The sequence below is a fragment of the Pseudomonas sp. B19125 genome (assembly GCF_044218855.1).
Classification (GTDB): Bacteria; Pseudomonadota; Gammaproteobacteria; order Pseudomonadales; family Pseudomonadaceae; genus Aquipseudomonas; species Aquipseudomonas edaphica.
Genome location: NZ_CP162589.1, coordinates 5,460,242 through 5,473,123 on the forward strand (window position 1 = coordinate 5,460,242; position 12,882 = coordinate 5,473,123).

14 protein-coding genes are annotated in these 12,882 nt (G+C 59.7%); 4 read left to right on the top strand and 10 right to left on the bottom strand.

Annotated elements, in window-relative coordinates; genetic code table 11:
• The first annotated feature begins 13 nt into the window (after positions 1-13).
• The 3 genes from AB4P96_RS24875 to pdeM are packed head-to-tail and all read left to right on the top strand — an operon-like array spanning position 14 to position 3,966.
• Positions 14-778, top strand: a complete 765-nt coding sequence (locus AB4P96_RS24875) for an ABC transporter ATP-binding protein (RefSeq protein WP_017137170.1) — start codon at positions 14-16, stop codon at positions 776-778.
• Between the two features lie 57 nt (positions 779-835).
• Positions 836-3,316 (top strand): ligase-associated DNA damage response DEXH box helicase, encoded by a 2,481-nt coding sequence (locus AB4P96_RS24880; RefSeq protein WP_395600191.1) that lies wholly within the window; start codon positions 836-838, stop codon positions 3,314-3,316.
• The gene (gene pdeM, locus AB4P96_RS24885; RefSeq protein ID WP_017137168.1) at positions 3,316-3,966 is read left to right on the top strand and encodes a ligase-associated DNA damage response endonuclease PdeM; all 651 of its coding nucleotides are present in this window, start codon (positions 3,316-3,318) and stop codon (positions 3,964-3,966) included. Before AB4P96_RS24880 ends, pdeM begins: the two co-directional genes overlap by 1 nt.
• Positions 3,967-3,992: 26 nt before the next feature.
• Here pdeM and AB4P96_RS24890 read toward each other — a convergent pair whose 3' ends face one another.
• Together AB4P96_RS24890 and dcd are read right to left on the bottom strand one after the other, a co-directional pair.
• Positions 3,993-4,193, bottom strand: a complete 201-nt coding sequence (locus tag AB4P96_RS24890) for a hypothetical protein (RefSeq protein ID WP_017137167.1) — start codon at positions 4,191-4,193, stop codon at positions 3,993-3,995.
• A 107-nt stretch (positions 4,194-4,300) separates the two neighbouring features.
• Positions 4,301-4,867 (bottom strand): dCTP deaminase, encoded by a 567-nt coding sequence (gene dcd, locus AB4P96_RS24895; protein WP_017137166.1) that lies wholly within the window; start codon positions 4,865-4,867, stop codon positions 4,301-4,303.
• A 389-nt stretch (positions 4,868-5,256) separates the two neighbouring features.
• On the opposite strand from dcd, the gene AB4P96_RS24900 reads away from it, so the two are divergent.
• Positions 5,257-5,466, top strand: coding sequence for a cold-shock protein (locus AB4P96_RS24900; protein ID WP_002554837.1), 210 nt, complete (start codon positions 5,257-5,259; stop codon positions 5,464-5,466).
• A gap of 235 nt (positions 5,467-5,701) precedes the next feature.
• On the opposite strand, the gene rpoS is transcribed toward AB4P96_RS24900, so the two are convergent.
• The 8 genes from rpoS to AB4P96_RS24940 all read right to left on the bottom strand — a co-directional run bounded on the left by rpoS (position 5,702) and on the right by AB4P96_RS24940 (position 12,834).
• Entirely contained in the window at positions 5,702-6,712 is a 1,011-nt protein-coding gene (gene rpoS, locus AB4P96_RS24905) for an RNA polymerase sigma factor RpoS (protein WP_017137165.1), read from the bottom strand.
• 106 nt (positions 6,713-6,818) lie between these two features.
• The gene (locus tag AB4P96_RS24910; RefSeq protein ID WP_017137164.1) at positions 6,819-7,661 is read right to left on the bottom strand and encodes a peptidoglycan DD-metalloendopeptidase family protein; all 843 of its coding nucleotides are present in this window, start codon (positions 7,659-7,661) and stop codon (positions 6,819-6,821) included.
• Positions 7,662-7,870: 209 nt separating this feature from the next.
• On the bottom strand, positions 7,871-8,506 hold the full coding sequence (locus tag AB4P96_RS24915; RefSeq protein WP_169850588.1) for a protein-L-isoaspartate(D-aspartate) O-methyltransferase: 636 nt from the start codon (positions 8,504-8,506) through the stop codon (positions 7,871-7,873).
• Between the two features lie 41 nt (positions 8,507-8,547).
• On the bottom strand, positions 8,548-9,297 hold the full coding sequence (gene surE / locus AB4P96_RS24920) for a 5'/3'-nucleotidase SurE (protein WP_017137163.1): 750 nt from the start codon (positions 9,295-9,297) through the stop codon (positions 8,548-8,550).
• The gene (gene truD / locus AB4P96_RS24925; RefSeq protein ID WP_169985389.1) at positions 9,285-10,343 is read right to left on the bottom strand and encodes a tRNA pseudouridine(13) synthase TruD; all 1,059 of its coding nucleotides are present in this window, start codon (positions 10,341-10,343) and stop codon (positions 9,285-9,287) included. Before truD ends, surE begins: the two co-directional genes overlap by 13 nt.
• Entirely contained in the window at positions 10,340-10,813 is a 474-nt protein-coding gene (ispF, locus tag AB4P96_RS24930) for a 2-C-methyl-D-erythritol 2,4-cyclodiphosphate synthase (RefSeq protein ID WP_012722614.1), read from the bottom strand. The genes truD and ispF overlap by 4 nt, the downstream gene beginning before the upstream one ends.
• Positions 10,814-10,867: 54 nt before the next feature.
• Complete coding sequence (gene fghA / locus AB4P96_RS24935; protein WP_017137161.1) at positions 10,868-11,713, bottom strand: S-formylglutathione hydrolase; 846 nt, start codon at positions 11,711-11,713, stop codon at positions 10,868-10,870.
• 8 nt (positions 11,714-11,721) lie between these two features.
• Complete coding sequence (locus tag AB4P96_RS24940; RefSeq protein WP_017137160.1) at positions 11,722-12,834, bottom strand: S-(hydroxymethyl)glutathione dehydrogenase/class III alcohol dehydrogenase; 1,113 nt, start codon at positions 12,832-12,834, stop codon at positions 11,722-11,724.
• Positions 12,835-12,882 lie beyond the last annotated feature (48 nt).

Sequence of the window (12,882 nt, forward strand, 5' to 3'; positions counted from 1 at the left end):
GGATGCACGCCCCATGTACAAATTGACCGTTGAAGGCCTGCATAAAAGCTATGGCGACAATGAAGTGCTCAAAGGTGTCTCGCTCAAGGCCAACACCGGTGATGTGATCAGCCTGATCGGCGCCAGCGGCTCGGGCAAAAGCACCTTTTTGCGCTGCATCAACTTTCTTGAAACGCCCAACGACGGCGCCATGACCCTTGATGGCCAGCAGATCCGCATGGTCAGCGACCGCCATGGCATGCGCGTGGCCGACGACGCCGAATTGCAACGCCTGCGTACGCGGTTGGCGATGGTGTTCCAGCATTTCAACCTGTGGAGCCATATGAGCGTGCTGGAAAACATCACCATGGCGCCGCGCCGGGTACTGGGTTGCAGCAAGAAGGACGCCGAAGACCGTGCCCGTCGCTACCTGGATAAGGTCGGGCTGCCGGCACGCGTGGCCGATCAATACCCGGCGTTCCTTTCTGGTGGCCAACAGCAACGGGTGGCCATCGCCCGCGCCCTGGCCATGGAGCCGGAGGTGATGCTGTTTGACGAACCCACCTCGGCCCTCGACCCCGAACTGGTCGGCGAAGTGTTGAAAGTGATCCAGGGCCTGGCCGAGGAAGGCCGCACCATGATCATGGTCACCCACGAGATGAGCTTTGCGCGCAAGGTGTCGAACCAGGTGCTGTTCCTGCACAAGGGCCTGGTGGAAGAGCAAGGCACGCCCGAAGATGTGTTGGGCAACCCGAAGAGCGAGCGCCTGCAGCAATTTCTGAGCGGTAACTTGAAGTAAACCTTTGCGACGCCTGGAGGGTCTCTGACATAGAGCCTCCAGAGCGTCAGCTGCCGAATGGCAAAACCCCTCGATTTCGCCAAAACATGGTTTGCCACCAAGGGCTGGAAGCCGTTCGCCTTTCAAAAAGCCGTGTGGGCGGCGGTTAAAGACGGCCAATCAGGCCTGCTGCACGCCAGCACCGGCGCGGGTAAAACCTATGCGCTGTGGTTTGCCGCCCTCAACCGCTTCGCCGTCACTCGCCCGCCCGCCACCGGTAAACGCAAAGCGCCCGCTGAGCCACTGACGGTGTTGTGGATCACGCCCATGCGCGCCTTGGCCGCCGACACGGCGCGCGCCCTGGAGGCGCCACTGGCGGCACTGGAGATTCCATGGAGTGTCGGCCTGCGTACCGGCGACACCAGCAGCAGCGAACGCGCGCGCCAAACCCGGCGTCAGCCCACCGCGCTGGTGACCACGCCGGAAAGCCTGACATTGATGCTTGCGCGTGCCGACAGTGAGACCAGCCTGGCGCACCTGCGCATGGTGATCGTGGATGAGTGGCACGAACTGATCGGCAACAAGCGTGGCGTGCAACTGCAACTGGCGTTGGCGCGCTTGCGGCGCTGGCATCCGGATTTGATGGTGTGGGGGATTTCCGCGACCTTGGGCAATCAGTCTCACGCCCTTGAGGTTCTTGTCCCACAAGGCGGTGGGATCAATGTGCAGGGGCAGACGGCTAAAGAACTGAAGGTCGACACCTTGTTACCGCCGACCACCGAGCGATTTCCCTGGGCTGGCCATATCGGCTTGAAGATGCTCCCGCAAGTGGTGGCCGAAGTGGACGCCAGCAGCAGTTGCCTGGTGTTTACCAATACGCGGGCACAGTCGGAGATCTGGTACCAGGCGTTGCTGGAGGCGCGTCCGGACTGGGCGGGCGTGATTGCCCTGCACCATGGCTCGCTGTCGCGTGAAACACGCGACTGGGTGGAGCGGGCCCTGAAAGACGGCCAGCTCAAGGCCGTGGTGTGTACCTCGAGCCTGGACCTGGGTGTGGATTTCCTGCCAGTGGAGCGCGTGCTGCAAATCGGCTCGGCCAAAGGCGTGGCACGCCTGATGCAGCGCGCCGGCCGCTCTGGTCATGCGCCAGGCAGGCCATCACGGGTGACGTTGGTGCCAACCCATAGCCTGGAACTGGTGGAAGCCGCCGCCGCCCAGGACGCGATAGCGCAGCGGCGCATCGAAGCTCGCGAATCGCCCTACAAGCCATTGGATGTGCTCGTACAACACTTGGTGAGCATGGCCCTGGGCGGTGGTTTTACCCCGGATGCGCTGTTGGCGGAGGTGCGTGATGCCTGGGCTTATCGTGACCTTACTGATGCCGATTGGGCCTGGGCGCTGGGGTTTGTGCGCCATGGCGGCTTGTCGTTGACGGCCTATCCGGATTACCGCCGAGTGGAACCCGACGAGCATGGCATGTGGCGCGTGCCGGATGCACGCCTGGCGCGGCGTCATCGCATGAGCGTGGGCACTATCGTCAGCGATGCGAGTATCCAGTTGAAATTCTGGAGCAAGGGCGGCGGCGGCAAGAATCTGGGCAGTGTCGAGGAAGGTTTTATCGCCCGGCTCAAGCCTGGCGACGGTTTTTTGTTTGCAGGGCGTTTGCTGGAGTTGGTGCGAGTGGAAAACATGACCGCGTACGTACGGCGCAGCACCGCGAAAAAGGCGGCCGTGCCGCGCTGGAATGGTGGGCGCATGCCGCTATCCAATGAATTGGCGCAGGCGGTGGTCGAGCGCTTTGATGCAGCGGCCCACGGGCACTTCGATGGCCCGGAGATGCGGGCGGTGCAACCCCTGTTACAAACCCAGTTGCGCTGGTCTGGCCTGCCGACACGTGCGTACTTGCTGGCGGAAGCCCTGAAGTCGCGGGAAGGCTGGCACCTGTTTCTCTACCCGTTCGCCGGTCGCCAGGTGCATCTGGGGCTGGCGAGCCTGCTGGCGTGGAGGGTCAGCCAAGGCCAGCCGGTGACCTTTTCGATTGCGGTGAATGATTACGGGCTGGAACTATTGAGCGCTACGCCGGTGGACTGGCCGGTTGTGTTGAATCAAGCGTTGCTGAGCCCAACGAACTTACTGTTGGACGTGGCGGCCAGCTTGAATGCCGGTGAGCTGGCGCTGCGCCGCTTTCGCGAAATCGCCCGCATCGCCGGGCTGGTGTTTGCCGGTTACCCTGGCGCGCCGAAAAGCACACGGCAGGTGCAGGCTTCCAGCGGCTTGTTCTTTGAGGTGTTCAAACAATACGACCCAGAGAACCTTTTGCTGACCCAGGCCGGAGAAGAAGTCCTGCGTGATGAGTTGGATATTCGTCGGCTGGAAGAGACATTGCGTCATTTGTCGGCGCTGAAACTCGACCTGCACATGATCGAACGGCCGACGCCGCTGGCTTTTCCACTGCTGGTTGAGCGAATGCGCGAGAGCATGAGTTCGGAGAAGCTGTCCGAGCGTATTGCACGCATGGTCAAGGACCTGGAAAAAGTCGCGGATACCGGGAAACGTTGATGCATTATTCGCTGACGCTTGAGGGTGAGGAGTTGTGGCTGCTGGCGGAAAAGGCGATTTACTGGCCCGCCCGCCAGTGCCTGCTGATCGCCGATGCGCATTTTGGCAAGGCCTCGGCGTATCGCAGCCTCGGGCAACCGGTGCCGCAGGGCACCACTACCGACAACCTGCAGCGCCTGGACCGCCTGTTATCGGCCCTACCGTGCGCGCAGGTGATCTTTCTCGGTGACTTCCTGCACGGCCCGGGTTCGCACGCCAGCGGCACCCTGAGCGCCTTGAGAACCTGGCGCGAGCGCAATCACGCACTGAACCTGACCTTGATTCGCGGCAATCACGATAAACGCGCTGGCGACCCGCCTGCCGACTTGAGGATTGAAGTGGTGGCCGAGCCGCTATTGATGGGGCCATTTGCATTGCAGCATGAGCCGGATGCCCATCCCAGCCAGCATGTGCTGGCCGGGCATGTGCATCCTGTGTACCGGTTGCGCGGCAAAGGTCGGCAGAGTTTGCGTTTGCCGTGTTTCCAGATCGGCTCGAAGATCAGCTTGCTGCCGGCATTCGGAGCTTTTACCGGCGGTTACTCCGTAGAGAAAAGCGACGATCGGCAAGTATTTGTGATCGGCGATCAAGACGTATGGCCGGTGTGCTGAAGCGCCAGCCATGTCTTTTTGATAAGTCAGGCGACAGGCGCGGGAGGCGGCTCATCGGGAAGGACTGGCTCACCGGGCTCGGTGGGCTGCTGCGGCCAATCTTCGTCAGGTTGGCCAGGGATGCCACCCGCATACGCTGGGTCGGCCATCAGGGACCAGGCCAGAACACCAATCTGGTTGGGTTCAAGCCGGGCGAGTTCGGCGCTGATTCGCGGGTCGATCTTCATAAAGTACTCCTCAAGCGTGGCTCGGCGCGTTTTGCACGCACCGAGGCAGTACACCCAATAGAGTCACTTCACGCAGACTAATTCCCTTTGCGTGTAAGACCTTTCGATCAAGCGCGTGGGAGAGTAACGCCACGCTGGCCCTGATACTTGCCGGCGCGGTCTTTATAGGACACTTCACAGGCTTCGTCGGACTGCAGGAACAGCATCTGCGCCACGCCTTCGTTGGCGTAGATCTTTGCCGGCAAGGTGGTGGTGTTGGAGAACTCCAGGGTCACGTGGCCTTCCCACTCCGGCTCAAGCGGCGTCACGTTAACGATGATGCCGCAGCGCGCGTAGGTGCTTTTACCCAGGCAGATGGTCAACACGTCACGTGGAATACGGAAGAACTCCACGGTGCGCGCCAGGGCAAAGGAGTTTGGCGGAATGATGCACACGTCGCTTTTAACGTCGACGAAGCTCTTTTCGTCGAAGTTTTTCGGATCGACGATCGCCGAGTTGATGTTGGTGAACACCTTGAATTCATCGGCACAGCGTACGTCGTAGCCGTAGCTGGAAACACCGTAGGAAATCACGGGAGCCGCGCCTTCGCCACGGATCTGGCGTTCAACGAAAGGTTCGATCATGCCGTGTTCTTGCGCCATGCGGCGAATCCACTTGTCCGATTTGATGCTCATGGCGGGTGTCCTGAATAGCGAGGTGGAAAAATTCTGTTGGGCATCTTACCGGGGCTGGCCCTGGGGTTCAAAGGGCGCAGGGCATTTGTTGATGAATGTGCAGCCGTCTATAAGCGGCAGCCAGCGGGGCCGGGCCCCACATTACAGTGCCAGGCGACTGTAAATACCACCGCCAGTCACGAAAATAGAGAAACCTTCGGAAATACCATTGGCACGTCCCGGAAAAAGGGTTAAGGTGGCGCCACTGTGCTGCTTGTGTCACTGAGAATCTCTACACGATATGTTGAATTTCGATCCAACCATCTCCAAGAATTTTTCCTGCTCTTTGCACTCAGTCTCGGCCAGGGCTTTTCCTGAGTCGCAGTTAACTTTGTCCAAGGAGATACACCATGTCTAATCGCCAAACTGGTACCGTTAAGTGGTTCAACGATGAAAAAGGCTTCGGCTTCATCACTCCACAATCCGGTGACGACCTGTTCGTTCACTTCAAAGCTATCCAATCCGACGGCTTCAAAAGCCTGAAAGAAGGCCAACAGGTTTCTTTCATCGCTACCCGCGGTCAGAAAGGCATGCAAGCTGAAGAAGTTCAAGTTATCTAACTTGTACTGACTTAGTCGAAAAAACCCCGCCTTTAAAAGCGGGGTTTTTTTATGCCTGGGATTTAGTCCCGGCACCCAGGTAATACCAGGCACAAAAAAATGTGGGAGCGAGCTTTATGTGGGAGCTGGCTTGCCTGCGATACTGACACCTCGGTGTATCAGGTACACCGAGGTGATGCTATCGCAGGCAAGCCAGCTCCCACACAAGCCCGCTCCCACATTTTGTACTGCGTCTTTATTGGAACAACGACTCACTCGACAAGCCGTTCTTCTCGAGGATCTCACGCAAGCGCTTGAGGCCCTCCACCTGAATCTGCCGCACCCGCTCACGGGTCAAGCCGATCTCCAGGCCTACATCCTCCAGGGTGCTGCTCTCATGGCCGCGCAAGCCGAAACGGCGAATCACCACCTCGCGCTGCTTGTCCGTGAGTTCGGACAGCCACTGGTCAATGCTTTGGGAAAGATCATCGTCCTGCAACAGCTCACAAGGATCTGTCGGGCGATCATCTGTCAGGGTGTCCAGCAGGGTTTTATCCGAATCCGGACCCAGCGAGACATCGACCGAAGACACGCGCTCGTTCAAGCCGAGCATGCGTTTAACCTCGCCCACTGGCTTTTCCAGCAGGTTGGCGATTTCCTCAGGCGAAGGTTCATGATCGAGTTTTTGTGTCAGCTCACGTGCCGCCCGCAGGTAGACGTTGAGCTCCTTGACCACATGGATCGGCAACCGGATCGTACGGGTCTGATTCATGATCGCCCGTTCGATGGTCTGGCGAATCCACCAGGTGGCATAGGTAGAGAAGCGGAAGCCCCGCTCAGGGTCGAACTTCTCCACTGCCCGGATCAAGCCCAGGTTGCCCTCCTCGATCAGGTCCAACAGCGACAGGCCACGATTGACGTAGCGTCGGGCGATTTTCACCACCAGCCGCAAGTTACTTTCAATCATGCGCTTGCGCCCAGCCGGATCGCCCTTTTGCGACAAGCGCGCAAAATGGACTTCTTCTTCGGGAGTCAGCAAAGGGGAAAAGCCAATTTCATTGAGGTACAACTGCGTAGCGTCGAGCGCCCGCGTGTAGTCAATGTACTTGTGCTGCTTTAACGCGGTGGCGTTTTTGGATTTGGTGCGAACTGAAGGTTTAGCAGCTCCTTCATCATTCGACATCGATTCCTTTTCGGTGAGGATCTCCATTTCAAGGAGAACCTCATCGTCGATGTCAAACTCCGGCGCTTCTTTACTGAGAGCCATTGTTATAGTCCTTTGGTGAGTTCGACCTCAAGCTCAAGCGACGCCTTTATCCTTGGCAACGCTGGAGCCTGTTCCTTCTACGTGAGGGAACAGGCTGTGCAACACATCAACGACGGGGTAGGAATTGCAGCGGATCTACAGGCTTCCCTTGGCGGCGAATCTCAAAGTGCAGTTTCACCCGGTCTGTACCAGTTGACCCCATTTCGGCAATTGTCTGTCCGACTTTGACCTGCTGCCCCTCCCGAACCAACAGCCTGCGGTTATGACCGTAGGCACTGACGTAGGTATCGCTGTGTTTGATGATGACCAGCTCGCCGTAGCCCCGTAAACCACTCCCGGCGTAAACCACTGTCCCATCAGACGCAGCTAAAACAGGCTGTCCCAAATCCCCGGCGATATCAATGCCTTTATTCAAACTACCGTTTGAAGAGAATTTTCCAATCAGCACCCCGTTTGAAGGCCATCCCCAACCGGTCGGCGCCGGCCCGGCAGGTGGCAACGGCGTGGCTGCCGGCTTGCTCGCAACCGTAGGCGCAGCGGTGCCTGCAGGCCTGGTGATGATTGTGGTTTTGCTTGAGGACGAGGCCGAAGATCCGGACTTTGTCACAACTGCCGTAGATGCCGAACCGGTACGCCCATCGAAACGGATGGTTTGCCCGGGATGTATCGTATACGGCACAGGAATATTGTTACGAGCTGCGAGCGCCTTGTAATCCCAGCCGTAACGGAAGGCGATTGAGAACATCGTGTCCCCCTTTCGCACTACATATTGCCCGGTGGTGACTGTCGGTTTTTGCGGCACGGCGCTGGCACCGTTTCGGTCGACAACCCGAGCGCCGCTGGACGGAGAGCTTGAGCAACCCACCAATAAGGAACTCAAGACAAGGCCAAGCACCAGTCGCTGAAAACTTGTTTTACTCATACGCTGCGCTAGACCTGTGAGACTCACCCGCCGCTCCCTTTGTGCTGGCCGAACATGAATGCCTGTATCAGGCTTGAAATATGTCGCAAGTATAACTGGGCATTGGCTTTTTACCGGTACACGACTGAAACGAAAAATTCATCGCGTTTAAACCCGGCTTCCAATCATGTTGACTCAATAAGCCCCGCCGTAAGACACATCCCCATCAACAGAATTCACTGTTTGCAAAGAAATGATCAGGCCAGCGGGCCATTGAGCAGCGGAACGAAGCGCACAGCACCCAGTACATGCCGGGAAAAGCCTTCGTCCTCGCGAATAATGAGCATCAATTGTTGCACTTCGCCAGAGCCCACCGGGATGACCAAGCGCCCGCCAGGGGCGAGCTGATCGAGCAACGCCTGGGGCACATCGGTGGCGACCGCCGTGACGATAATGCCGTTATACGGCGCCAGCGCCGGCCAGCCTTCCCAACCGTCGCCCCAACGGAACACCACGTTGCGCAGGTTGAGCTCCACCAGGCGCTCCTTGGCGCGGTCCTGCAGGACCTTGATGCGCTCCACCGAGAACACCCGTTCCACCAGCTGCGAGAGCACGGCGGTCTGGTAACCCGAACCGGTGCCGATCTCCAGCACCTTGTCCAACGGCCCCGCCGCCAGCAGCAGTTCACTCATGCGCGCGACCATATAAGGTTGCGAGATGGTCTGGTTATGGCCGATTGGCAACGCAGTGTCTTCATAGGCACGATGCGCCAGCGCCTCATCCACGAACAGATGCCGAGGCGTGCGCCGGATGACTTCCAGCACCTGGGCGTTGGACAGGCCTTCTTCATACAGACGCTGGATCAAACGCTCGCGGGTACGCTGGGAGGTCATCCCGATACCACGACGCAACAGGTCGTCTTGTTCACGCGCCATTAACGCAACCCCTCAAGCCAGCCATCCAGACTACTGAAGGCATCACTGAAGGTGCGATCGAGCTGCAACGGGGTAATCGAAACATAACCTTGCATCACCGCATGAAAGTCGGTGCCGGGGCCGCCGTCTTCGGCATCGCCGGCGGCGGCAATCCAGTAACCTTCCTTGCCACGCGGGTCGACCACCTTCAACGGTGCTGCCGCACGAGCGCGATGGCCCAGGCGCGTCAGCTGGATGCCGCGGATATGGTCGAGGGGCAAATTGGGGATATTAACGTTGAGCACCGTGCGCGGTGGCAAGTCCAGCGAGCCGTGGGCCTCCACCAGCTTGCGGGCGAAATACGCCGCCGTCGCCAGGTTATCCAGTTGCCGTGAGGCAAACGAAAAAGCGAATGAGGTGCGCCCCAGGAAACGCCCTTCAAGGGCCGCCGCCACGGTGCCGGAATACAGCACATCATCGCCCAGGTTGGCGCCCAGGTTGATGCCCGACACCACCAGATCCGGCTCCTGGTCCAACAAGCTGTTGATTGCCAGGTGCACGCAGTCGGTGGGGGTGCCGTTCACGCTGATAAAGCCATTGGCCAGAACCTGCGGGTGCAGCGGACGGTCGAGCGTCAGCGAACTGCTGGCGCCGCTCTTGTCCTGGTCCGGGGCAACCACCACACACTCGGCGTAATCCTGCAGCGCAGCATAAAGCGCGGCAAGACCGGGTGCGGTGGCACCGTCATCGTTTGATATCAGAATACGCATGGGTTGTCCGTCGGCCCCACCGGCACCAGATCAACAAGCTCGCGCACCAACACAGTGGCGAAGCATCCGGCCGGCAGGACGAATTCCAATTGCAGAATGTCAGGACCGGGATAATGCCACGTCAACCCGCCAATGGGCAGTCGCAGAATGCGACGTTCCTGGCTCATGCCGGCGTTCACCAGCCAATCGCGCAGCTCTGGCTCGCTCGCGGCAATGGTTTGCTCAAGCGTGTGGGTCGCGCCGCCGGCCGGTGAATCACCCTCGCCCCACTGTGGGCCGGTGGGGTGCAGATCCAGAATCGCCAGGCGCGGGTCGCTGCATTCAGCCTCACCCGCCGGAAAAAAACTGCGACTGTCGGTAAACGCCAGCAGGTCACCGACCTGGGCACGTTGCCAGGAGCCGTCCGCGACCCGCGCCGCCAACACTTTGTTAAACAGAAAGCTGCGCGCGGTCGACAGCAGCCGCGAACGCACATTGCGCTGCTCGGGCAACGCCTTGCGTGCCGCCCACTCACGGGCATCCACCACGTTGCCGCCGTTATGCCCGAAACGCTGGGCACCGAAGTAGTTCGGGATGCCGTGCTGGGCGATCAGTTGCAAGCGTGCGTCGATGGCGGCGGTATCGCCGGCCAATTGCGTCAGGCGCAGGGTAAAGCCGTTGGCCGAATGCGCGCCGCGTTGCAGCTTGCGCTTGTGGCGGCCCATTTTGAGGATCTTGAGGGTGTCGTTTTCGGCCCCGCTCATGTCCGGGTCGGCCTTGCCCGGCAGTTGCACGCTGAACCACTGACGGGTCAACGCCTGACGGTCCTTGAGCCCGGCATAGCTGACGGTGCGCAAGGGCACGCCAGCAGCCTTGGCGATACGGCGCGCAGCCTCTTCGGTATTCAGGCCGCGCTTTTCTACCCACAGCCACAGGTGCTCACCGTCGCCGCTCAGGGGAATGTCCAGCACTTCGTCGACCTGGAAGTCTTCAGCCGTTGCCTTCAAAACCGCGCTGCCCAAGGCCTCGCCATAGGCACGCGGGCCCAGCAATTGCAGATCATTCATGCGCGCAGCAACAAGGCGACGGAGTGCACCGCGATGCCTTCTTCCCGGCCGGTAAACCCGAGCTTTTCGGTGGTGGTGGCTTTCACGTTGACTTGATCCAATTCAATTTGCAGGTCGGCGGCAATCAGCGCGCGCATCGATTCGATGTGGGGTGCCATTTTCGGCGCCTGGGCCACGATGGTGTTGTCGACGTTGCCGACCTTCCAGCCCTTGGCATGGATCAGGCCGACCACGTGGCGCAGCAAGACACGGCTGTCCGCGCCCTTGAAGGTCGGGTCGGTGTCTGGAAAGTGCTTGCCGATATCGCCCAACGCAGCCGCGCCGAGCAAGGCATCGCTCAAGGCATGCAGCACAACGTCGCCGTCGGAATGAGCCAGCAACCCATGGTGGTGTGCAATGCGCACGCCGCCCAAGGTGATGAAATCGCCTTCAGCGAAACGGTGCACATCGTAGCCGTGGCCAATACGCATAAAAAAACGCCCCGATTTAATTCAGGGCGTGATTCTACCTACTTTTGCCTCACATTAACCGAGCAAAGCACGACCATGATGTCGCAAATGATCTTCGATGAAGCTGGCGATAAAGAAGTAACTGTGGTCATAACCCGGCTGCAGGCGCAGTTCAAGCGGATGGTTGGCAGCCTTGGCCGCTTGCTGCAACGCCTCAGGCTTAAGCTGCACGGCAAGGAAATCGTCGCGATCGCCCTGATCCACCAGCAGCGGCAGTTTTTCCGAGGCTTCGCTGATCAGCACGCAGGCATCCCACTCGCGCCATTTGGAGCGCTCTTCGCCCAGGTAACGGGAGAAAGCTTTCTGGCCCCACGGGCAATCCATCGGATTGTTGATCGGCGAAAACGCCGACACCGATTGGTAACGCCCCGGGTTGCGCAAGGCACACACCAGCGCACCGTGACCGCCCATGGAGTGGCCGCTGATGCCGCGCTTGTCTGAAGCCGGGAAATGCGCTTCAACCAAGGCAGGCAATTCCTGCACGACATAATCATGCATCCGATAGTGCTTGGCCCACGGTTCCTGCGTGGCATTCAGGTAGAAGCCGGCACCCAGGCCAAAATCCCAGGCGTTGTCCGGGTCGCCCGGCACACCCGGCCCACGCGGGCTGGTGTCCGGCGCGACAATGATCAACCCAAGCTCGGCGGCCATGCGCTGGGCGCCGGCCTTTTGCATGAAGTTCTCATCGGTGCAGGTAAGCCCCGACAGCCAGTACAGCACTGGCAACTTGCCGCCCTGCTCCGCTTGCGGCGGCAGGTAGACGGCGAAAGTCATGTCGCAACCGAGCACATCGGAATGGTGCTTGTAGCGTTTATGCCAGCCACCGAAGCTCTTCTGGCACGACAGGTTTTCCAGGTTCATGGCCGACCTCAGAAGTGGATGACGGTACGAATGCTCTTGCCTTCATGCATCAGATCAAACGCTTTGTTGATGTCTTCCAGGCCCATGGTGTGAGTGATAAAGGTGTCCAGCGGGATTTCGCCGGTCTGGGCCATTTCCACATAGCTTGGCAATTCGGTACGACCGCGCACACCGCCGAACGCCGAACCGCGCCAGACGCGCCCCGTCACCAGTTGAAATGGGCGGGTGGAGATTTCCTGGCCGGCACCGGCCACACCGATGATGACCGACTCGCCCCAACCTTTGTGGCAGCACTCGAGGGCGGCGCGCATCAGTTGTACGTTGCCGATGCACTCGAAGGAGAAGTCCACGCCGCCGTCGGTCAAGTCGACGATCACGTCCTGGATCGGGCGGTCATAGTCTTTCGGGTTAATACAGTCGGTGGCGCCCAGTTGCTTGGCGATTTCGAACTTGGCCGGGTTGATGTCGATGGCAATGATGCGACCGGCCTTGGCTTTCACCGCGCCAATCACCGCCGACAGGCCGATGCCGCCGAGGCCGAAGATGGCCACGGTGTCGCCCGGCTTGACCTTGGCAGTGTTGATCACTGCACCAATGCCGGTGGTGACGCCGCAGCCCAGCAGGCAGACTTTTTCCAGCGGCGCTTCTTTAGGGATCTTGGCCACGGAGATTTCCGGCAACACGGTGTACTCGGAGAAGGTCGAGGTGCCCATGTAGTGGAAAATCGGCTGGCCCTTGTAGGAGAAACGCGTGGTGCCGTCGGGCATCAGGCCTTTGCCCTGGGTGGAGCGAATGGCCTGGCACAGGTTGGTCTTGCCCGACAGGCAGAATTTGCACTTGCCGCATTCCGGGGTGTACAGCGGGATCACGTGGTCGCCAACCGCTACCGAGGTCACGCCTTCGCCGATCGCTTCAACCACCGCACCGCCTTCGTGGCCGAGGATCGACGGGAAGATGCCTTCCGGGTCGGCGCCCGACAAGGTGTAGGCGTCGGTATGGCACACGCCGGACGCAACCACACGCAACAGCACCTCGCCGGCCTTGGGCATGGCGACATCCACTTCAACGATCTCAAGGGGCTTTTTAGCTTCAAAGGCTACGGCGGCGCGGGACTTGATCATCCGGGTTTCTCCAGGGAGTTAAAAACTGAGGCAGTGAGTGTAAAACAT